At 59.4% G+C, this 21,107-nt stretch carries 22 protein-coding genes and 1 tRNA gene; 14 read left to right on the plus strand and 9 right to left on the minus strand.

Translation table 11 applies throughout. From position 1 onward, the window contains the following. The first annotated feature begins 20 nt into the window (after positions 1–20). The gene (gene ppk2, locus PY650_RS04630; RefSeq protein WP_285877878.1) at positions 21–902 is read left to right on the plus strand and encodes a polyphosphate kinase 2; all 882 of its coding nucleotides are present in this window, start codon (positions 21–23) and stop codon (positions 900–902) included. 32 nt (positions 903–934) lie between these two features. Here ppk2 and PY650_RS04635 read toward each other — a convergent pair whose 3' ends face one another. Next, on the minus strand, positions 935–2,167 hold the full coding sequence (locus PY650_RS04635; RefSeq protein ID WP_285877879.1) for a hypothetical protein: 1,233 nt from the start codon (positions 2,165–2,167) through the stop codon (positions 935–937). A 336-nt stretch (positions 2,168–2,503) separates the two neighbouring features. Here PY650_RS04635 and PY650_RS04640 point away from each other — a divergent pair, with 336 nt between their 5' ends. The 3 genes from PY650_RS04640 (at position 2,504) to PY650_RS04650 (ending at position 4,063) form a co-directional block, all read left to right on the plus strand. Further along, complete coding sequence (locus PY650_RS04640) at positions 2,504–3,463, plus strand: NAD(P)H-dependent flavin oxidoreductase (protein ID WP_285877880.1); 960 nt, start codon at positions 2,504–2,506, stop codon at positions 3,461–3,463. Between the two features lie 137 nt (positions 3,464–3,600). Then, a tRNA-Thr gene (locus tag PY650_RS04645) sits at positions 3,601–3,676 on the plus strand. 171 nt (positions 3,677–3,847) lie between these two features. Beyond that, positions 3,848–4,063: a hypothetical protein gene (locus tag PY650_RS04650; protein ID WP_285877881.1), complete on the plus strand. Its 216-nt coding sequence runs from the start codon at positions 3,848–3,850 to the stop codon at positions 4,061–4,063. A gap of 848 nt (positions 4,064–4,911) precedes the next feature. Here the strand turns inward: PY650_RS04650 and PY650_RS04655 are convergent. Beyond that, positions 4,912–5,058, minus strand: a complete 147-nt coding sequence (locus PY650_RS04655; RefSeq protein ID WP_285877882.1) for a hypothetical protein — start codon at positions 5,056–5,058, stop codon at positions 4,912–4,914. Then, positions 5,046–5,417 carry a TM2 domain-containing protein gene (locus PY650_RS04660; protein WP_285877883.1) on the minus strand — a complete coding sequence of 124 codons (372 nt, stop codon included), beginning with the start codon at positions 5,415–5,417 and terminating at the stop codon, positions 5,046–5,048. Before PY650_RS04660 ends, PY650_RS04655 begins: the two co-directional genes overlap by 13 nt. On the opposite strand from PY650_RS04660, the gene PY650_RS04665 reads away from it, so the two are divergent. Then, positions 5,416–5,715, plus strand: coding sequence for a putative quinol monooxygenase (locus PY650_RS04665; protein WP_285877884.1), 300 nt, complete (start codon positions 5,416–5,418; stop codon positions 5,713–5,715). The two genes, PY650_RS04660 and PY650_RS04665, sit on opposite strands and share 2 nt — an antisense overlap. A 110-nt stretch (positions 5,716–5,825) precedes the next feature. Here PY650_RS04665 and PY650_RS04670 read toward each other — a convergent pair whose 3' ends face one another. Then, on the minus strand, positions 5,826–6,113 hold the full coding sequence (locus PY650_RS04670) for a hypothetical protein (RefSeq protein ID WP_285877885.1): 288 nt from the start codon (positions 6,111–6,113) through the stop codon (positions 5,826–5,828). Positions 6,114–6,614: 501 nt separating this feature from the next. Beyond that, the gene (locus PY650_RS04675; RefSeq protein WP_285877886.1) at positions 6,615–7,817 is read right to left on the minus strand and encodes a LysR family transcriptional regulator; all 1,203 of its coding nucleotides are present in this window, start codon (positions 7,815–7,817) and stop codon (positions 6,615–6,617) included. A gap of 445 nt (positions 7,818–8,262) precedes the next feature. Here PY650_RS04675 and osmF point away from each other — a divergent pair, with 445 nt between their 5' ends. The 5 genes from osmF to PY650_RS04700 all read left to right on the plus strand — a co-directional run bounded on the left by osmF (position 8,263) and on the right by PY650_RS04700 (position 12,770). After that, positions 8,263–9,171 (plus strand): glycine betaine ABC transporter substrate-binding protein OsmF, encoded by a 909-nt coding sequence (osmF, locus tag PY650_RS04680; protein WP_285877887.1) that lies wholly within the window; start codon positions 8,263–8,265, stop codon positions 9,169–9,171. A gap of 127 nt (positions 9,172–9,298) precedes the next feature. Then, positions 9,299–10,465, plus strand: a complete 1,167-nt coding sequence (locus PY650_RS04685) for an ABC transporter permease (protein ID WP_285877888.1) — start codon at positions 9,299–9,301, stop codon at positions 10,463–10,465. Then, positions 10,462–11,409 (plus strand): ABC transporter ATP-binding protein, encoded by a 948-nt coding sequence (locus PY650_RS04690; protein WP_285877889.1) that lies wholly within the window; start codon positions 10,462–10,464, stop codon positions 11,407–11,409. The genes PY650_RS04685 and PY650_RS04690 overlap by 4 nt, the downstream gene beginning before the upstream one ends. Next, positions 11,406–12,155 carry an ABC transporter permease gene (locus PY650_RS04695; RefSeq protein WP_285877890.1) on the plus strand — a complete coding sequence of 250 codons (750 nt, stop codon included), beginning with the start codon at positions 11,406–11,408 and terminating at the stop codon, positions 12,153–12,155. Before PY650_RS04690 ends, PY650_RS04695 begins: the two co-directional genes overlap by 4 nt. A gap of 219 nt (positions 12,156–12,374) precedes the next feature. After that, positions 12,375–12,770, plus strand: coding sequence for a VOC family protein (locus PY650_RS04700; protein WP_285877891.1), 396 nt, complete (start codon positions 12,375–12,377; stop codon positions 12,768–12,770). A gap of 57 nt (positions 12,771–12,827) precedes the next feature. On the opposite strand, the gene PY650_RS04705 is transcribed toward PY650_RS04700, so the two are convergent. Further along, on the minus strand, positions 12,828–13,223 hold the full coding sequence (locus tag PY650_RS04705; RefSeq protein ID WP_285877892.1) for a PRC-barrel domain-containing protein: 396 nt from the start codon (positions 13,221–13,223) through the stop codon (positions 12,828–12,830). Between the two features lie 353 nt (positions 13,224–13,576). Between PY650_RS04705 and PY650_RS04710 the strand changes: the two genes are divergently transcribed. Together PY650_RS04710 and pgi are read left to right on the plus strand one after the other, a co-directional pair. Continuing rightward, positions 13,577–15,274, plus strand: coding sequence for a long-chain-fatty-acid--CoA ligase (locus PY650_RS04710; protein WP_285877893.1), 1,698 nt, complete (start codon positions 13,577–13,579; stop codon positions 15,272–15,274). Between the two features lie 173 nt (positions 15,275–15,447). Continuing rightward, the gene (gene pgi, locus PY650_RS04715; RefSeq protein WP_285877894.1) at positions 15,448–17,073 is read left to right on the plus strand and encodes a glucose-6-phosphate isomerase; all 1,626 of its coding nucleotides are present in this window, start codon (positions 15,448–15,450) and stop codon (positions 17,071–17,073) included. A 142-nt stretch (positions 17,074–17,215) separates the two neighbouring features. On the opposite strand, the gene PY650_RS04720 is transcribed toward pgi, so the two are convergent. The 3 genes from PY650_RS04720 to PY650_RS04730 all read right to left on the minus strand — a co-directional run bounded on the left by PY650_RS04720 (position 17,216) and on the right by PY650_RS04730 (position 19,703). Continuing rightward, positions 17,216–18,142 (minus strand): carbohydrate kinase family protein, encoded by a 927-nt coding sequence (locus tag PY650_RS04720; protein WP_285877895.1) that lies wholly within the window; start codon positions 18,140–18,142, stop codon positions 17,216–17,218. Between the two features lie 74 nt (positions 18,143–18,216). Next, on the minus strand, positions 18,217–18,918 hold the full coding sequence (locus tag PY650_RS04725) for an orotate phosphoribosyltransferase (RefSeq protein WP_285877896.1): 702 nt from the start codon (positions 18,916–18,918) through the stop codon (positions 18,217–18,219). Positions 18,919–19,022: 104 nt separating this feature from the next. Beyond that, positions 19,023–19,703 (minus strand): TetR/AcrR family transcriptional regulator, encoded by a 681-nt coding sequence (locus PY650_RS04730; protein WP_285877897.1) that lies wholly within the window; start codon positions 19,701–19,703, stop codon positions 19,023–19,025. 97 nt (positions 19,704–19,800) lie between these two features. Here PY650_RS04730 and PY650_RS04735 point away from each other — a divergent pair, with 97 nt between their 5' ends. Both PY650_RS04735 and PY650_RS04740 read left to right on the plus strand, forming a co-directional pair. Continuing rightward, positions 19,801–20,631: an NmrA family NAD(P)-binding protein gene (locus PY650_RS04735; protein WP_285877898.1), complete on the plus strand. Its 831-nt coding sequence runs from the start codon at positions 19,801–19,803 to the stop codon at positions 20,629–20,631. After that, the gene (locus tag PY650_RS04740; protein WP_285877899.1) at positions 20,628–21,107 is read left to right on the plus strand and encodes an anthrone oxygenase family protein; all 480 of its coding nucleotides are present in this window, start codon (positions 20,628–20,630) and stop codon (positions 21,105–21,107) included. Before PY650_RS04735 ends, PY650_RS04740 begins: the two co-directional genes overlap by 4 nt.

The following is a 21,107-nucleotide window of genomic DNA, read 5'->3' on the forward strand; positions in this document are numbered from 1 at the left end:
ATTACAAAGGAATGGAACACATGGGAGAGAACGTGGGAAGCCGCGCGGTCGAGTTGCATATTGGTGGCAAGACCCGCGTATTCGATGTCGACGATCCGGTGCTGCCGGACTGGGTCAACGACGAGGCGCTTGCCTCCGGCGGCTATCCCTACAAGAAGAAGCTGAAGGATGAAGAGTATCTACTAGAGCTGGAAAAGCTGCAGATCGAACTCATCAAAGTGCAGTTCTGGCTGCAGGCAACCGGCAAGCGGGTGATGGCACTCTTCGAGGGGCGTGACGCCGCCGGCAAGGGCGGCTCGATCGCCGCAACGTCCGCGCATATGAACCCCCGCCTCGCGCGCGCTGTGGCATTGACCAAGCCGACCGAGCGCGAAGCGGGGCAATGGTATTTCCAGCGCTATGTCGCTCAGTTCCCGACGGCCGGCGAATTCGTCCTGTTCGACCGTTCATGGTACAACCGCGCCGGTGTCGAGCCGGTCATGGGCTTCTGCACGCCGGAGCAATACGAGCAATTCCTGAAACAGACTCCGCATCTGGAAAAGCTCATCGTCCAGGACGGCATCTTCTTTTTCAAATTCTATCTCGATATCGGCAGGGAAATGCAGCTCAAGCGCTTCCACGACCGACGCCACGATCCGCGCGCCGTCTGGAAGCTTTCCTCAATGGACATCGCGGCGCTGAGCAAATGGAAAGATTACAGCGAAATGCGCGACCGCATGCTGAATGAGACGCATACGGACTACGCGCCATGGACCGTGCTCCATGCCAACGACAAACGCCGCGCGCGCCTCAACCTCATCCGTCACATTCTGCTGACGCTCGACTATGACCGCAAGGACGAGAAGGCGATCGGCGAAATCGACGACAAGATTCTTGGCACGGGGCCGCATGTCCTCAAATAAGAGGCGGCCGCAATAGCGGCGGCGGCCCACCCTTACTGACCGGGCAGGACGCGGATGGCGTAGATGTTGATGCCCCTCGCCTTGCCGTCGACATCGCTGTTGATGATCAGATGGCCGGGCGCGTTTGGCGCCAGCGAACGGTCGAAATGAACCTCGAACAGGGCGTCGTTCTTCTGGCGACTCACGTTAAAGCGGTGACGGCCGCAACTGCCGAGCGAGCCGAAATCGCATTCCACGGTGATCTGCGTCGGTGTGTCCGAAGTGGACTGCAGCGTGAGCGCGACCGCTGACGATTTGCCGGCCAATTGCTGCAGCACACTGACCGGCACTTCGACTGACGCATCGCCGTCCGGGGCGTTGGTCTGAGAGATCAGCCTAACCGCCGGGCCCTCGTTTTCCGCGACGCTCTCGGCCTTAGCCTGCGCACCGCTCACAATTTTCGCCACGTCGGTTGGCTTGAAAATCTCGATCCACTCCTCAGAGAAGCGGTTCTGCGGATCGATTGTTGCCAATCCCGGATTGGCGGGACCATTGTTGTCATCTTCATTGGAGGTGTCGTCGTCGCTGTTGTTGCCCTTGAAATCCTGGGAATCAACATGCGCCGGCGGATTGGGGACGCTTGTGTCGCGCTGCGCGGCCGTCATGAATACGCCCGAACTCTTGATCCACCAAGCGCCGACCCCGAGGAAGGCGAGCAGGATGCAGAACACCAATAAGCGCGAGAAGAACTTGCGCGGCTTGCGGCGAACGGCGGCGCGTTCCGGTTTGAAATTCATCGACCGCGTTGCGCCCAGCGCGGCTGCCTGCGGCTGATCGCTGTCGGCACCGAGATGGTCGGTTGGGCCGGCACGCATGTCGCCAAACTCGCTTTCCGGCGCAGGCGATTTGACGGGAACGGAGGCTTGAGCGGCCGTAGGGCGGTCGCGCGTCTCGCCTCGCACGCTCATGACAGGCTCCTGCGCCTGCCGTTGCTGCACAGGCTGCGGCGCCTGCTGCGGCGGTGCTGAGGGAATATGGGGCGCTTCCACCTCGGGCGTCGCCGGCGTTTGCGGCGGGCGGACGCGCTCCTCACCCTCAATCGTCCGGATGGTCGCCTCCAAGCGCTGGCGCTGGGCCGCAATGATGCCGACGTCGGTAATGTCCTGCTTGCGAAGTCCCGATTCGAGCGCCTGTCGTGCCGACTGATAGATGCGGGCCCGGATTTCCGGATTGGCACGGTCGGATCGCTCCAGGGCGTTTCTGATAGCCGTTTCTAATCCGCTCACTTCAGGTCCTTTACTCTCACCCGCGATGCGCCCGCATACTCTACCGCCACGTCGACCATTTCTTTACCATTCGCTAACCAAATTCGGTAACGCCCCGCCCGGCAATGTGCAAGTCTCTCCAAATGACCCGCGGGCACTCCGACGGGGATAATTGGCAAAGACGACACAAATGGGGTGGCAGTTGGGAAGCAGTAGGCAATGGGGAAGAACGTGGACTGCGGATTCCGGCACCCACTATCGCTTATTGCCTGTTACCTCCTTCTTCCTCCATCTTCCCCTCCCCGCCCGCATCTGCTATCCCTTTGACGTTTTCGTAAACGTCAAAGGATGATGTTCATGGCCCTCCCCGCTGTCCTGACCGAGCGCCTGCGGTTGCCGGTCGTGGCCTCGCCGCTCTTCATAGTCTCGCATCCGGCATTAACGCTGGCGCAGTGCAAGGCCGGTGTCGTCGGTTCGTTTCCGGCGCTGAACGCCCGGCCGGAAAGCCAATTGGATGAATGGCTGGCGATGATCACCGAGGAGCTCGCCGCGCACGACGCCGCGCATCCGGATCGGCCGTCCGCCCCTTTCGCCGTCAACCAGATCGTCCATGCGTCGAACAAGCGGCTGGAGCACGATCTGATGCTCTGCGTGAAATACAAGGTGCCGATCGTCATCTCCTCGCTTGGCGCCGTGCCGGAGGTCAATGCGGTCGTGCATTCCTATGGCGGTCTCGTGCTCCATGACATCATCAACAACCGTCATGCCAATTCGGCGATCGGCAAGGGCGCGGACGGGCTGATTGCCGTGGCGGCGGGCGCAGGCGGCCATGCCGGCCAACTCTCGCCCTTCGCGCTCGTCCAGGAAATCCGTGAATGGTTCGGCGGGCCTTTGCTGCTCGCCGGCGCAATTGCCAACGGCGGCGCGATCCTGGCTGCCCAGGCCATGGGCGCGGACATGGCTTATATCGGCTCGCCCTTCATCGCCACCGAAGAGGCGCGGGCAGCGCAAACCTACAAGCAGGCAATTGTCGACGGAGCGGCTGCCGATATCGTCTATTCCAACTTCTTCACCGGCGTGCATGGCAATTACCTGAAACCTTCGATCCGCGCCGCCGGCATGGACCCCGATAACCTGCCCGAAGCCGATGCTTCGAAAATGGATTTCGAGATCGCGACGACCGGCGTCAAGGCCTGGAAGGATATTTGGGGCTCCGGCCAGGGAATAGGCGCCGTCAAAGCCATCGAACCGGCGGCCAAATTCGTCGATCGGCTGGAAGCAGAATACCACCAGGCACGGGTCCGGCTGGCGCTCTGAGAATGCTCATGCGCTGGGCCAGTTCTTCACAAGCCTCTCGCTTTTTTGCCATTCGCCAATTTGAACGCTTGAAATCTCGCCGCATTGACTGTATCAGCGCCATGCAAATCGCGGGGCAGTACCGAACGCCCTGGGATGCCGCTTTAGCTCAGTCGGTAGAGCACATCATTCGTAATGATGGGGTCACGTGTTCGAGTCACGTAAGCGGCACCATATTTCTCCAATAAAAATAAGATAGTTATATCGTTAGAAGTTCTTGAGCTTTTCTGTGCTGACAGCTCGTGTCGCGACCAATTCGATCCGAGCATCATCTTTCGGCCATAGGCAAGCCTCTCTCACGTCGTACCACTCGCTGACACATAGAATGCTATCGCGGAGAATATCATGACCCCAGAACGCTTTTCCGAATGCCTTTTGCATATCCGTTGGACGCCGATCAATTTGGCGAGCGCCCTGCAATGTGACCTATCATGGGTGGAGGCATTGGAAGCGGGGAATGCCAAAGTGCCAGAGGGGCTGGCAGCATGGCTGGAAACTCTGGCGCAATGCCATGAAGCGGCCGGCGTTCCAACGACATATCGTGGGCGTGGGCATGATTGACTAGATGCGGGCTTGATGTGAGGTTCCCACGGCTCCAACAAGATGGAGCAAATGCCCGCGCTGCCGGTTTCCAATCCTCAAGCGACCAATATGCCGCAACAGTGGCTGGCGACACGGATCCGAAGGCCTGGGAACTCGTTCGAGATTTCCAGGGACTCATGCTCCGATCGCAGACGACGACGCATACCGTCGCTAATGAGGCAGAGGCGGCCACGGGAACGAACGGCGGTATTTGAACCTTCTTTACGGCTCGCTTGATCAACTTTTCTCCAGGCAATGCCCGTCGCTCCCGCCTTCGGCACGCCTGTCGAACAATGAGGCGGACCGTTCAAATACCTCTTCTTCCAGATATAACAGCGCAAAATAGTAGTTGACTTATAATATGTTCAACTTAGTGATTTGTCATCTGGTTGGATTTGACCCCTGATCGGATCGTAGAGCAGCTCGACCGTCTGAGCGGTCGGGCTGCTTGGCTCGGGAACCGGGAAACCGGGGTTCAAGCGCGGTGACAACCCGCTATGCCCTGATGAATAGAGCTCCCACCAGGCCAAAGACCACGATCGACTGCAATATGAACATTGGCCAATCAGCTGACATGGCTTCCTCCTGTTTTTATGAACATAGGGAAGCACTAATGTTTGTCGATTGTCATGTAATCACTTTGGTTGCGCCCTGGCAGACAAAGCTCCAGACGCGATTGCCATTAGGTTTGGAAAGACGGGCCGCCAATTGGCGGCATCGCCACCGCCGAAGCGTCTTGTTGGAAAGCAATGATTTTCCCGAAGTGCGGAAATCAAGGTGCGTTTCGGCTGCTCCCCCCGCTTTTTCATCCAGAGCGCCTGATCGGTCTAACGGCGCCGCAGCTCTTCGTCATGGTCGGCAATCATCTTGGAAAGGAAAGCATCGACGATCCACCAGATGCCGAGAGCAATCAGCATAACGAAGCCGATGACTGCTGTAAGCCAGCCCAGTACCACCAGAATCAAATGCGCCACTCCGCTGCCGGTTCTGCCGAGGTAAACCGGTGAGCGCCCAGAGTGCCCAGAAAGAACCAGAGCACGTTGGCTGCTGCCAACCGATTTGCTTCATTGGCCACGCGTTGTTCGATCAATATTAGCGCTTGCGTAGAAAGCGCCATTTTTCCTCTCAAATGATTTTCGGGCGCAAGCTCCCGCACGCCGTAATAGATTAACTCATAAAATCTCACGCCAGGATAGCAAATTGGGATGCCACAAAAGTTAAGGCAAGCGTCCGATCGCCGTCTATTTGTGATATTCGTCACAACCGGGCGCGCAATCTGCGCAAGCCGACGTCTTGCCTCAGCATCATCCAATCCATTAAAAGGAAACATCATGATCCACGTTCTCGCCATTCTGACCGCCCTGCCCGGCAAGCGCGCCGCCGTGCTCGAAGCCTTCCAGGCGAATGTTCCGGCTGTACACGCCGAGGACGGCTGCATCGAATATACCGCAGTGGTGGATGTCGAAGGCGCAAACCCCGCATTCGGTCCCGATACGTTTGTAGTGGTCGAAAAATGGGAAAGCATGGCGGCGCTTAAGGCACATGCCGCCTCGGCGCACATGGCGGCCTATGGGGAGAAAGTGAAGGACCTAATGGCCGCGCATGCCGTGCATGTACTGAACCCCGTCTGATCTCGCCTCGCAGGGGTCTCACCTCGCAGGAGCTGTACAACTCTGCCCACGGCGCCTCTTGGCGCCGTTCTTCCTGTTACCCAGCCTGCCGGCGCGGGCTGTCCGCTAGCTCAGTACGGGCTGTAATAGCGATCACTCCAATAGGGGCGATGCCAATAGCGGTAATGCCCATAATACGGGCCATCCCAATAGCGGTCGCGGTAGTAGTCGCGATAATAATAGTGACGATAGCCGTAGCTTGGACCGACATAGGCGCCGTAGCCCGGCGAGATCACCACGCTGGGGCCGCCGTAATAGTGGTGGTAATGGTGGTAACGATAATAATGGTAAGCCTCAGCATTGGTCACTGGCAACGCGAGGATACCCAGCGCCACTAACGCTGTTGCGATGATCCTCATTTCTCTTCTCCTTGAACGCATCCGCAAGGCCGGCGACATCTGCGCCGGCCCGATGGTATCGTCCCCGCACAATCAGGGGACATTTGGATAACGCTCAAAGGGAAGGCATGGTTCCGGATGGCTGGACGCAATTAGTTATGCAAGAAATGCGGCCTCTGGCTATAAGCCCGATCCCAGCGGTGATGGACTGGCCGATGGTGATGCCATTCATAGGCGTGATGATAGTAATGGTGATAATAGCCATGATGGTAATAATGAGGATGATGAAAGACGTGATGCGGATGGTACTATTCCCGGGCTTCGGTATAGGTTGCGGGCAAAACGACAACGCCCAGCGCAACGAGCGCTGTTGCCAGAATTTTCATTTCTTTTCGTCTCCTTGATTGCCGGACAAAACATCCGCCCAGAATGGGATCAATGTACGCACGTCCGAACGAACGAGACGTAGGTAACGCGATTAGAGCCGGCTGGTTCCAGATCGCCTCAAGATGGAGCGCGTCTTCAGGCGGCTTCCGGCCTGCCCACCAATTCCCGCACCGCCTCCTGGATCAACCGGCAGGCATCGATCGAAGCGCGGCGGCCGTTGTGGGCGAGGTGATAGGACAGCGGTAGCACGTGGTCCGGATTGACGATCCGGACCTTGTCGGCGATCGGGGCGGCACTGACGCGCCCGAGAAATGAAACATAGCCATGATTGGCGACGAGATCGACGATGACGGGCAGCGAGTCGGCCGAGGTAATGTCGCGGCCGCGAAATCGACGGCGGTCGCCGCTGTCAAAGCCGAAAGCCATAGCGGCATTGCCGATGCCGGTGCGCGGGCTCGGCACGCAGAGCGGATGGTTTTCGACCAATGCCGTCAGGGTCAGCTCCGTGCTACCAGGCGGCGCGATCGCCACCATGTCGGTCGTCACCAGTTCCGTATGCTCGAAGGCATCGAGGCCGAAGACGGAATCGACAATAGCGACATCGATCCGGCCAGACCTCAGCGCCTCGCGCAGATCGTCGGCGGTCATCAGCATCAGGGACAGCGTGTTGCGGTTGCCGCTGATGTTCCAGCGCGCCACGAGGCTGGCAAGCGAGCGCGCCACCCAGCTTTCCGAGCCCGTCGGGATGATCGACCCGATACGCACGGCGCGCGCTGTCCGCCGAAATCGCTCATCCGCCGCCGCCTTCATCTCGTCCCATGCCTGGGTGATACTGGCGAGGATGGCATAGACGTCGCGTCCCGCATCGGTCAGCACCGAACCCTGCGCCTGACGTTCGAACAGGCGGCAGCCGAAGAATTCTTCCAGATTGGCGATCTGCAGCGAAAGCTGCGGCTGACCGAGACGCAGGCGGCGGGCTGCGCGATTGATGCTGCCCTGATCAGCGACCTCGAGGAAACGCTCGATGGTGGCAATCTTCAACGGCAGGCGAGCCGCCCATTGAGCATAGTTCTCCGGCGCTGGCGGTTCCTGCGTTAACGCCGAGAGCTGCCGCATAGCCGACAAGATCGGCTGCAGACTCTTCTGCACCTTCGAGCTGGCGAGCAAGGTGGCAAGCTCGCCGGATGCTCGTTCGACGAGCTTCATCGCCAGTTCCGTCTCCAGGCGTCGTAGCGCGCTCGACACGGTCGAGGCCGAAAATGACAACCTGCGCGCCGTCTCTCTGACGGAACCGATCGAGAAAACCGTATCGGCGACGAACAATGCTCCGAGATACAAACCAGCCTTCCTTCCAGGCGTGCTGCATACGTCCCCTTTTGCATGCCGCCCGCCGCGACGATATGATGTGTTCTCAAAAAAAGATATCCCAAACCTGAAAAGCTATGACTATCGTTCGACCGCTGGCTAACCGATCCTGCCGTCAACAAGAGATCGGAACGGCGGCGAAATGGGTGAGGGGAACAAAAACAAACGCACTTGCCCCTGAAAAAAGAAATCTATTTTCGCGCTTATGCCGGGCACCCTCGTCATAATCGCGCGGCACTGCAGGTGGCGGATTGGCATGTCATCGATTTTTTGATGACGAGCACTATCTCCCAGACGCAGACAGGACTTCGCATGCGGGTTCTTCGGCCCGCAGTTACACGTGGCGCGTCCGGGGACCGGATTTGAACCGAACGGATACGCCAGGCAAACGGTTCAACGGGGTATAAAGGGTAACATCATGTTCAAGAAGCTCGCACTCGCCGCCGCGCTGGCGGCTTTCGTCGCCAACGGCGCCAGCGCCGCCGATGTCGTAGTCTCTTCGAAGATCGACACGGAGGGCACTCTGCTCGGCAATATCATCTTCGCCGCCCTTAATGCCAATGGCATCAAGGCGAAGGACCGCATCGCGCTCGGCACCACGCCGGTTCTGCGCAAGGCGATCACGGCAGGTGAAATCGACATCTATGCCGAATATACCGGCAATGCCGGCTTCTTCTTCAACAAGGCCGAAGATCCGGCGTGGAAGAACTTGCAGCAGGGCTATGACCAGGCGAAGAAACTCGACTACGACGCCAACAAGATCGTCTGGCTGACGCCCTCGCCCGCAAACAACACCTGGGCGATTGCCGTTCGCAACGACGTTGCCGGCCCGGCCAAACTCAAGACCATGTCCGATTTCGGCAAATGGGTTGCTGGCGGCGGTCCCGTGAAGCTTGCGGCCTCTTCCGAATTCGTCAACTCGCCGGCGGCCCTGCCGGCCTTCCAGACCACCTACAGCTTCCAGATCAAGCCAGATCAGGAAGTAGTGCTCTCCGGCGGCGACACTGCGGCGACGATCAAGGCTGCGGCCGACCAGACCAACGGCGTCAACACCGCCATGGTCTACGGCACGGACGGCGCCATCGAAGCGGCTGAACTGACGGTTCTCGAGGACGACAAGAGCGTGCAGCCGGTCTATGCACCGACGCCGATCATCCGCGAAGCCGTGCTAAAGGCCAACCCGAAGATCGAAGAGGTTCTGGCACCGATCTTCAAGGGCCTGACCGCCGATGTGCTGCGCAAGCTGAACGGCCGTATCCAGGTCGACGGCGAACCGGCCAAGTCGGTTGCCGAATCCTACCTCAAGGAAAACGGCTTCCTGAAGTAAGACTTTACCAACTACCCTAGCGGCTCCGCTTTGATAAGGTGGAGCCGCAGTCACATTTGATGAGGCATGATCTTGGCCAAAAGCCGCTTTGCGCGTTTTGAGATCATGCGCTGACGGAGCTTGCTTGATGGAACATGCACTTGCGGTCCGCAGGGTGGACCGTCTTGGAATGGTGCTGGTGGCCGGTGGTCTCCTGGCGACGGCATCGATGCCGTTCGTCATCGTCAAGGCAAATCGCATTGCCGCCGGCAAGCCGCAATTGCTGACACAGCTTCTTGCCCAGCCGGTCGCGCTGGCGCTTCTTATTCTTCTCGTCGCCACCGCGCTTGCCGCTCTTTTCCTGCGCAACCAGCTCGTCCGCCTCGGCATCGCCACGTTCGCCATCGCCCTGCTGATCATCACGCTCGGCCTCGTCTCTACCGCGGCTACGCCGGCCGGAAGCACTGTGGCGCGCATCACGCCGGGCGGCTGCTTTTGGGTGCTGCTCGCCGTTATCGGCCTAGTGATTTCCGATGCGCTGGTGAAGCTGCAGCTCACGCCATGGCTTCGGGTCGCCTCGCTCGCCCTCTACACAGCGATTCTCGGCGTCATCCTCAGGGCCGGCCTGCTCGACAATCTGTCGATCATGAAGGAGTACGGCAACAATGCCGATAAATTCTGGAATGAGGCGCTTGGCCATGTGTTCCTGTCGCTCGGCTCCGTCGCCATTGCCATCGTGCTTGCCCTGCCGCTCGGCATCTTTTGCTATTGGCAGCCGAGACTTCGCGCCGTCGTGCTGCGCGGCTTGAGCCTAGTGCAGACCATTCCGAGCCTGGCTCTGTTCGGCATTTTGATGCTGCCGCTCGGCTATATCGCGGCGCACATCCCTTTCGCGGCCGCGATCGGCGTTCAAGGCATCGGCACAGCGCCGGCGCTGGTAGCGCTGGTGATCTATTCGCTGCTGCCGATCGTCGCCAATACCGTCGTCGGGCTCGCCGGCGTCGATCCCTCCGTGCGTGACGCAGCCGCCGGCATGGGACTGACGCGCCGACAGATCCTGACTGGCATCGATCTGCCGCTCGCGTTCCCGGTTATCCTGACCGGTATCCGCATCGTGCTTGTGCAGGCCATCGGCCTCGTCACGGTCGCGGCGCTGATCGGCGGCGGCGGTTTCGGTCTCTTCATCTTCCAGGGCATCGGCCAGACGGCCAATGACCTGGTGCTGCTCGGCGCCGTGCCGACGGTCTTTCTAGCATTCTCATCGGCCGTCATCCTCGATGCGGTCATCGACAGCATCCGAGGACAACACGCATGACCACCATGATCGAGCTGAAAGGCGTGACCAAGCGCTATGGCAGTGTCGCCGTGGTCGACAATGTTAGCATGAGCATGGAAAAGGGCACGATCACCGTCATCGTCGGCACCTCCGGCTCCGGCAAGTCGACGCTGATGCGCATGATCAACCGGCTGGTGCCAATCTCCGCCGGCCAGATCTTGCTCCGCGGCCAGGATGTCACGACCGCGCCGGCGACCGAGCTTCGCCGCGGCATCGGCTATGCCATTCAAGGCCACGGCCTGTTTCCGCACCGGACCGTGGCGCAGAACATCGCGACCGTGCCGCAATTGCTCGGCTGGGACAAAGCGCGCATCGACCGCCGCGTTGAGGAACTCCTCAATCTCTTCCATCTGGATCCCGGGACCTTCGCGGCGAAGTATCCGAGCCAGCTTTCCGGCGGCCAGCAACAGCGCGTCGGCGTTGCGCGTGCGCTCGCCGCCGAACCGGAAGTGCTGCTGATGGACGAGCCGTTCGGCGCACTCGATCCTGTCATCCGCGGCAAGGCGCAGGACGATCTTCTGGCCATCCAGAAGCAGTTCGGCACGACCATCGTCCTTGTCACCCACGACATGGACGAAGCCTTCCATCTCGGTGACAAGATCGCCGTCATGAGCGAAGGCAAGCTGCTGCAATGTTCCGAACCGGGGAAGATCCTGACCGAACCGGCCGATCCCTTCGTACAACAACTGACCGGCACCTCCGATCGGGCACTGAAGCTGATGTCGCTGCTGCCGCTGAAGGGAAGCATGCAGCCGCTGCGACCGGGCCTCGGCTACAGCCTGTCGCAGACGCTCAATCTGCGCGATGCGCTGGCCGAGATGATTTGGCAGGGTGCCGACGAAGCGATCGTGGAAGATGACAGCAAGGTGCCGGTCGGCTCGATCTCCATGCGGCATCTGATCGAACTGGGCCGCAAAGCATGAAATTTCTGACCGCTAACATCTTCCGGTTCCTGGCGCTGGCGCTGCTGCTGGTGCTGCTGTTCCGGCCGGAATGGCTGATGCCGATCCTGGCACCGCTCACCAAATTCGGGGCATCGCCGATCTACACGCAGAACAGCCTAGTGGGTCTCGCGATCAGCCATATGGAGCTGATCCTGATCTCGATCGCCGCCAGCGGCATCCTCGCCGTGCTTGGCGGCGTCTTCGTCACCCGCAAAAGCGGCGCCGATTTCCTGCCCCTGTCGCGCGCGATCGCCAATGCCGGCCAGACTTTTCCCCCGGTCGCAGTGCTGGCGCTCGCCATCTCCACTACGGGTTTCGGCGCGGTGCCGACGCTGATTGCGCTTTTTCTCTATGCGCTGCTGCCGATTTTCGAAAATACCGTCGCCGGCCTGCAGCAGGTGCCCGCCTCCGTACTCGACGCCGCCGACGGCATGGGCATGAATGGCTGGCAGCGGCTGTTTCAGGTCGAGCTGCCTCTGGCTCTCCCGCTGATCATCGAGGGCCTGAAGATTGCCACCGTCATCAATATCGGCACGGCGACCATCGGCTCGACCGTTGCGGCGAAGGGGCTTGGCGAAGTCATCATCGCCGGCCTGATCAATGACAATACTGCCTTTATCCTGCAGGGCGGCTTAATCGTCGGCCTGATGGCGGTGCTAATCTACGACGGCATGGAGACGATCGAACATGCCGTCACCCGCAAAATCGGCTTCCGGCCGCAGTGATTTCGCGGCCTGGGCATCCCGTGGGTACCACCTGCAAGCGGACAAAATGCTCTAGATTCAAAAGACTAGAACAACCTTTGTGCGTTTAACTGAACGCAGGGCTTTCTAGGCGGTATGGCTCTGATGGTTCGCGTGCGCGATTTTGTCCAAAAATCGCTTCGCAGTATTTGGGGTTCATGCTTCACATCGGAGTCCACATTTAGCGCCAAGGAGGTGCATATGGCGAAAATGATCCATTCGATGATCCGAGTTCTCGATGAAGCGCGGTCGATCGATTTCTACAGCAAGGCTTTCGGGCTAACGGTCGCCGACCGCATCGCCTTCCCGACCTTTACGCTGATCTATCTCAGCAATGTGGAGACTGGTTTTGAACTGGAATTGACCGTCAACCAGGACCGAGTCGAGCCCTATGCGCTCGGCAACGGCTATGGCCACCTCGCTGTATCAGTCGACGAGCTTCGGGACGAACACGCGCGCTTCACCGAGCTGGGCCTCGATCCCGGCAAGGTCATCGAACTCAATCGCGATGGGAGACTTTTCGCCCTCTTCTTCTTCGTCACCGATCCCGATGGCTACAAGATCGAGGTGGTTCAAAGGCACGGGCGGTTCCAATAAAAACAACACAACCACGCCCCGCGCACGCGGGGCAGGCCGGCTCAACTATTTGTGTGCCTACATCCAGTAGGGCGGCACGCCGAAATAGTCGTGGCTCTTATGGCCATGATCCTTGTGGACTAGGGTATCGTCCTTGCTGGCGAAACGACGAGCCTTCTCGATGTCGTTCTTGGTCATGTTGACGCGGTAACCGTCGATGCGGGCGTCGTAGCGCAGCTTCTCCCAAGGCAACCGATAGTGATCCTGGCCGATGCCAAAAAAGCCGCCAAAACTGAGGATAATGAACGCAATACGTCCATCGCTTTTTTCCAGCATCAGGCGCTCGATATGACCAATCTGCTTGCCGTCTGACCCAAAGACCTTCGATCCCTCGACCCGATCGCAGGCAACCAGCATCGACATGTCCTTGACATAGAGGTCGCGGCTGATCGTCTCGGCACTCTCTTTATGCATGTGCGCACCTCCTTTTGGATACGCTTCACATAAACTTTTGGAGCGTCCGATCCGCCTTCTACTTGCGCAGGCACCACGATGCTCCGATGGGTCTTCGCCCACGGCTCCATTAACGCTCCGTCGTCGCAAAAGTTCCAGTACTTTTTTCAAACTTATTAAAAATTGGTTAACGCCCATGGATTATTGACGTTTACGTCAAAGTTATTATAGCTTTGTTATTGCCTTAGGTCTTTAGGCGAGGGCAAAGCGGCGGCGCTAGCGAAAAACGGGAGACTTTTCAGCCAAGTAGTGCCACGCTAAAGAGCCGCGCGCCGAAGGCTGGGCGTGACGATTGCGTCAAGGAGGAAGTACGCATGAATTCAGTTTCCGCTCCTTCGGATGGACCGGCGATCAAGAAGATCTGGCTCGCGTCCTATCCGGACGGCGTGCCGGCCGAGTTGCCGCCGCTGGAGCATGTATCGCTTGCCGAACTGCTGGAGGAAAGCTGCGCGCGCTATGCGGATCGGCTCGCTTTCACCAGCATGGGCAAATCGATCACCTATCGCGACCTCGACGCACAAACGCGCAAGATCGGTGCCTGGCTGCAGAGTCTCGGCCTGAAAAAGGGCGATCGCATCGCCGTGATGATACCGAATGTGTTGCAGAACCCGATCGCCGTTTACGGCATCCTTCGCGCAGGCTTCGTCGTCGTCAATGTTAACCCGCTTTACACGCCGCGCGAACTGGAACATCAGCTGCGCGATTGCGGCGCCAAGGCGATCTTCGCGCTGGAAAACTTCGCGCACACGGTCGAGCAGGTGCTGGCGCATACCGATGTGCGCCATGTCATCGTCACCTCGCTCGGCGACATGCTGGGCCTGAAGGGCCATTTCGTCAATTTCATCGTCCGCAAGGTGAAGAAGCTGGTACCAGCCTGGTCCATCCCCGGCCATCGCCGTTTCATGGCCGTACTCGATGAAGGGGCAAGGCTGCCGTTGAAGCCGGTCGATCTCACCAGCAGCGACATCGCATTCCTGCAATATACCGGCGGCACGACCGGTGTTGCCAAGGGCGCGATCCTGACCCATGCCAACCTGCTCGCCAATCAGTTACAGTTGCTGCTGTGGTTGGCCGCCGCTTACGGCAATAAGACACGGCCCGCTGTGCTGACCTTTGTCTGCGCATTGCCGCTCTACCATATTTTCGCACTGACGGTGAATTCGCTGATGGGCATGTCGCTCGGCGGACATAATGTGCTGATCGCCAACCCGCGCGATATACCGGGCTTCGTCAAAGAGCTCGGCAAATACAAATTCGACCTGTTTCCCGGCCTCAACACTTTGTTCAACGCGCTGATGAACAATCCGGAATTCGCGAAGGTCGACCTGTCGCGCACCTTGACGCTAGCTGGCGGCATGGCCGTGCAGCGGCCAGTTGCCGAGCGCTGGCAGAAGATGACAGGTTCGTGGATCACCGAGGGTTATGGCCTTTCGGAAACCTCGCCGGTCGCCAGCGCCAACCGCTTCGACAGCCCGGACTTCACCGGCACGATCGGCCTGCCGATCACGGGTACCGATTTCGACATTCGTGACGAGGACGGCAATTCGCTGTCGCTCGGCGACGTCGGCGAAATCTGCGTTCGTGGGCCGCAGGTCATGGCCGGTTACTGGAAGCAACCGGCGGAAACCGCTAAGGTGATGACAGCGGACGGCTTCTTCCGAACCGGCGACATGGGGTTCATGGACGAGCGCGGCTACACCAAAATTGTCGACCGAAAGAAGGACATGATCCTCGTCTCTGGCTTCAACGTCTATCCGAACGAGATCGAGGAAGTCGCCGCCATGCATCCGGGAATTCTCGAAGCTGCAGCAATCGGCGTGCCGGACGTGCATTCTGGCGAAGCCGTCAAACTTTTCATCGTCAAGAAGGACCAGGCGCTAACCGAAGCGGAGGTCAAGGCGCACTGCATCGCAAACCTCACCAATTACAAACGACCGCGCTTCATCGAATTCCGCACTGAACTGCCGAAATCGAATGTCGGCAAGATCCTGCGCAAGGAATTGCGCAACTGACATAATTCCATGTCATTCCGAAAGCCGCTCGCTCTATTTCGCGAGCGGCTTTTTTCATTTTGGATGACACGTGAACTTGATTTAAGCCCCACAAAGCGAATAGTTTCCGCGACTAACTCAGATTGCCCCGCCCTCGCCAGACGGCCAGTGGCGCGAACCGCAAGGAGCCCCCCATGAACGCCCTCGTCGAACAATTGAAGAGCACCGCAGCGGCCACCAAGGCCACCGATATCCGCGCCGCCTTCGCAGCCGACTCCAACCGTTTTTCACGCTTCAGCACCTCGCTTGACGACCTGCTGATGGACTATTCCAAGACTGCGGTGAACGACGAGATCTTTGCTCTTCTTGAGAAGCTCGCAACCGATGGCGGCATCGCAGCCAAACGTGACGAGATGTTCTCGGGCGTTGCCATCAACTTCACCGAAAACCGGGCCGTTCTGCATACCGCGCTGCGTAACAGATCCAACACGCCCGTTCTCGTTGATGGCAAGGATGTGATGCCTGAAGTCAACAGCGTGCTGGCCGCCATGGGCAAATTTGCCGACGGCATCCGCTCGGGCATGCTGAAGGGCGCGACCGGCAAGCCAATCACCGACGTGATCAACATCGGCATCGGCGGCTCCGATCTCGGCCCTGTCATGGCAACGCTGGCGCTTGCGCCGTTCCATGACGGCCCGCGCGCGCATTTCGTCTCCAACATCGACGGCGCCCATATCGCCGACGTCCTGAAGCTCGTCTCACCGGAAACGACGCTGTTCATCGTCGCGTCCAAGACCTTTACCACCATCGAGACGATGACCAATGCCCAGACGGCGCGCAAGTTCATTGCCAAGGCGCTCGGCGAAGCTGCTGTTCAGCATCACTTCGCCGCTGTTTCGACGGCGCTCGATAAGGTTGCTGCCTTCGGCATCGACAGCGAGCGCGTCTTCGGCTTCTGGGATTGGGTCGGCGGCCGCTACTCGATCTGGTCGGCCATCGGCCTACCGCTGATGATCGCCGTCGGTCCTGAGAATTTCGGCAAGTTCCTCGACGGTGCGCATGCGATGGACAACCATTTCCGCAAGGCGCCGTTCAAGGAAAACCTGCCGATGCTGCTCGGCCTCATCGGCTTCTATCATCGCAACGTGCTGGGCTATGCAACCCGCGCCATTCTGCCCTATGACCAGCGCCTGTCGCGCTTTCCGGCCTATCTGCAGCAGCTCGACATGGAATCGAACGGCAAGGGCGTCACCATCGACGGCACGCCGGTCGAGGGCAATTCCGGCCCGGTCGCCTGGGGCGAACCCGGCACCAACGGCCAGCACGCCTTCTACCAGCTCATCCACCAGGGCACGAGCATCATCCCGGCCGAATTCATGATCGCCGCGAATGCCTTCGAGCCGGACCTCGTTCACCAGCACCAGTTGCTGATGGCCAACTGCGTGGCGCAGTCGGAAGCTCTGATGAAGGGCCGCACTTTTACGGAGGCCAAGGCTCAGCTCACCGCCAAGGGCATGGACGACAAGAAGGCCGATTTCATCGCGCCGCATCGCGTCTTTACCGGCAACCGCCCGTCGATCACCTTCGTCTACGACAAGCTGACACCCTACGCACTCGGCCGCCTGATCGCGCTCTATGAACACCGCGTCTTCGTCGAAGGCGTATTGTTCCGCATCAACTCCTTCGACCAGTGGGGCGTCGAGCTCGGCAAGGAACTGGCAACCGGCCTGCTGCCGGTCATCGAAGGAAAGGAAAGCGCCGCTGGCCACGATTCGTCGACGCAGGGCCTGGTGGCTGCGCTGGCGAGCCGGGCGAAATAGGATCCGTCATTTACCTCCCCCTCGAGGGGGAGGTCGCCGCAAGGCGGCGGGAGGGGGTGACGATGCTCTCCACGTCGGAACGACTAATGGATCACCCCACCCGGTATTGCGTACCGACCCTCCCGTTAAGGGGAGGGTTGAATTAAAGCCCGATCTCACGCGCCCAGGGTGGGTTAGCACCCGCGCGGGAGACCGTCACAGCCGCGGCCTTAGCGCCCAAAGCCAGTGCATCCCGCAACGCCTTCTCATCCAGCGATGCCACCTGCGTCTTGGTCAGCAGATCGTTCATTTTCAGCGACGCGAGAATACCGGCGTCAAAAGTGTCGCCTGCCCCCACCGTGTCGACGACCGTGACCCGTTCGCTGGGGACTGTGACCTTCAGCGATTTCGTGTACCCCGTCGCGCCCTCGGCACCCTTGGTGACGACGACCAGCTTGGCGCCCTGGTTCAGCCAGTGGGCTGCAAGTTCGTCATGGTTTCCGGGCATGCCGAACCATTCCAGATCCTCATCTGAGAATTTCAGGATATCGGACATGGCAGCCATGCGGCTGATGCGGCCCATATGCGCGGCCTTGTCCTTGATGAAGCCGGGGCGAATGTTCGGATCAAGCGAAATGACGCGGCTTTGATGCTCGCGCTTCATCAGCGCTTCGTAGGTCGCGCCGCAAGGGTTGGGAATGAGGCTGATGGCGCCGAAATGCAGTGCTTGGCAGTCGTCCCCCAAGGTCGGGAGATCGGCTTCGGTGATCATCCGGCCGGCGGAACCTTCGTCGTAAAAGGCATAAGTCGCCTGACCATTGACGAGTTTGACGAAAGCGATCGTGCTCGGACGGGGAGCGATGGCGCAGTAGCTGTAATCCACCTTGGCGGCCGACAGAGTCTCGCGCAGAATATCGCCCATCATATCGTCGGCAATACCTGTGAAGAAGCCAGTGGGGACGTCGAGGCGGCCAAGCGCGATCGCGGTGTTGAAGATCGCGCCGCCAGCATAGGGCGCAAAGGCCTTTTCGCCCAGCGTCGTATCCCGCGGTAGCATGTCGATCAAAGCTTCGCCACAGCACAATATCATTCCGGCCTCCTCGAGAGCGTCTGTCGGTCTAGTTCCGTAAATCGATTAGATAAATTTGCGGCAAAAGCAAAGCGTCACTTTGTTGCCAGCTCGGACACGCCGCCGTTCCGACCGGACCAGGCGAGCGGTGCATTGAGGAATGCTTCGACTTCCTCGAGCGTCTTGTCGTCGAACAGCTTCTGCGCCTTGGCAACAGCGAGCACGTCGCGCCACGTGGCGATATAGTGCAGCCGAACCTTGCCGTTGGCAAACCGTTCCTCCGCTTCGGGGAAGATGTCGTAGTAAAACAGCGCGATGCCATGCTCGACGATGCCGCCGGCGGCGCGGACGGCGTCGATGAAGGTGAACATGCTGCCACCGGCCGTCGTCAGATCCTCGATGACCAGTACACGGGCGCCTTCAGGCATGTGGCCTTCGATCTGCGCATTGCGGCCATGGCCCTTCGGCTGCTTGCGAACATAGATCATCGGCAGGTCGAGACGCTCCGCAAGAAAGGCCGCGAAGGGAATGCCAGCCGTTTCACCGCCGGCGACGCAATCGAACTGCTCGAAACCGGCGTTACGCATGACGATGCTGGCGGCGAAATCCATTACCGTGGAGCGGATGCGCGGGTAGGAAATCAGCTTGCGGCAATCGATATAGACCGGGCTCGCCATGCCGGAGGCGAGCTTATAAGGCTTGTCGGCGCTGAAGTGCACCGCCTTGATCTCCCAAAGCATCTTCGCCACCAGTTCGGCCATGACGGCGCGATCGGAAAATGTCATTTGGGTGGTCATGCGCAGCCTCCTTTGCTCTTAGGACATTCCTGCGGCAATAGCAGCAAGTGGCCGAGGTTTCCAGCCGGACGGAGAGATTCGTATGCACCCGTTTTTCAGTGCTGCTATTTCATCTGGTGGGGCGTCGATACCCTCTCCGAGACAGCACCGACATCGGCGGGCAGCATTGCCTTGAAAAGGGCGATCGCCTTGTCGCCCTCCGCCTTCTCAATCGAGATCGCGTAGCGGACTGCGGCGGCGACAAGTTGCATGGTCAATCGGGCGATCCGCGTCAGTTCATCGGAATCTCGCGCCGGCCACAGACGATGGAGCACTGCCAGAAAAGCCTGGGAATGCCATTCCATGTCCTCGGCATCGATCGCCTGAAGAAGCTTGTCCGCCTGCGTCGCATGCCAGATATCCCGCATAACCGGCTCTTCGCAAAACATCGCGTAGTAACCATCAATGATGCTGCCGAGTACGCCCTGGAGATCAGCGGCGCTTTTCACACGCGCCAGTTCGCTCTCCACGCATTGCCGCCCCTGTTGGTTGAAACGTTCGGCCAGGACGCGGATGATAGCGGTCTTATCGGGAAAGTATTGGTAAAGCGAGCCGAAAGATACGTCGGCCTTTTCGACGATCTCGCCCATTCGCAACGCATCGCTGCCATTCTTTTCGATCAGTTCCATCGCAACGGACAATATCCGCTCGACGCGCTCGCGGCCGCGCTGTTGGCTCGGTATTCTGCGGGGCGTGCCTGCCTCCTCCTTGCTGCGCCTGTGTTTCACAAGAGGCTCCTGCACCATGTCACGGCTCGTCCAACATTCTTGACATACGATATAAGAGAGTTTATCACATTTTGCAAATGAGAGATTTTATCACATTTTCGCGGGAGGAGCCGACATGCAGATCTCGACAGTCGCCATCATTGGTGGATTGGGAAAAACCGGCGGTCGTGTCGCCAAGCGCCTGAAAGATCGTAGCATCCATGCCCGTGCAGCCTCGCGCTCGACGGCACCCAGCTTCGATTGGCAGGACCGTGGCACATGGCATGCAGCGCTGACCGGCGCTTCCGCCGCTTATGTCGCCTTCCAGCCAGATCTTGCCGTCGCCCGCGCCGCCGAAGCCATTTCGGCCTTCGCGAAGACGGCAGTTGATGCGGGCATTGGGCACATCGTGTTGCTCTCCGGCCGTGGCGAGGATGGTGCCGTTCGCAGCGAGAACGAACTCAAGGCGGTGGGCGTGGACTACACCGTGCTCCGCGCCAGCTGGTTCAACCAGAATTTCAGCGAAGGCGCCTTTTTAGAGCAGCTCCGCCAAGGAAGGTTGGCATTGCCGGTCGGCGATGTGCCTGAACCCTTCGTCGATGCCGACGACCTTGCCGACGTGGCCGTCGAAGCTCTCACCAACCCCCGACATCGCAACCAAACCTATGAGCTGACGGGACCTCGAGCGCTGACGTTTCGCGAGGCGGTCTCGGAGATCGCCGCGGCTTCCGGCCGAGCCATAGAGTATGAGACCGCCCCGGTAGATGCTTTCACTGCCGAACTGACGGCTGCGGGTCTGCCGCAGGAGACGATCGGTATCTTGTACGAGCTTTTCACGAAGGTTCTGGATGGCCGGAATTCGAACGTCATGGATGGCGTTCAACAGGTCCTCGGCAGGCCGCCTCGGGATTTTCCCGACTATGCGCGTGAAACGGCGGCAACCGGCATCTGGAGTGTCCAACCATGATCTACCCGATCACAAATATCGCCCTCATCGCCGCCGCACTCGGTAGCAGTCTCATTGCCGGCATCTTTTTCGCCTTCTCGGCCTTCATCATGCAGGCCTTCGCCAGCCTTCCCGCCGATCAAGGCATCGCCGCCATGCAGTCGATCAATACGACGATCCTACGCTCGCCGTTCATGGTAGTATTTCTTCTGACCGTAGCGCTCTCGGTGTTTATCGCAGTGATCGCCATCGTCTATTGGCGGGGCGGCGTTAGCATCCTGATGATTGCCGGCGCGGCGCTCTATATCGTCACCACTTTCCTTTCCACGATCGTCTTCAATGTTCCTTTGAACGACGCCTTGGATAAGGTCGATGGTCGCACTGCGGAGGCGGCCCAGTTATGGACCACCTATCTCAGCGATTGGACAAGATGGAACCATTTGCGCACGGCAGCGTCCCTGCTGGCTGCCTGCGCTTTCGTCCGTGCTCTCTTTTAG

It is taken from the genome of Martinezella calliandrae (genome assembly GCF_030272695.1).
Lineage (GTDB): Bacteria > Pseudomonadota > Alphaproteobacteria > Rhizobiales > Rhizobiaceae > Rhizobium > Rhizobium calliandrae.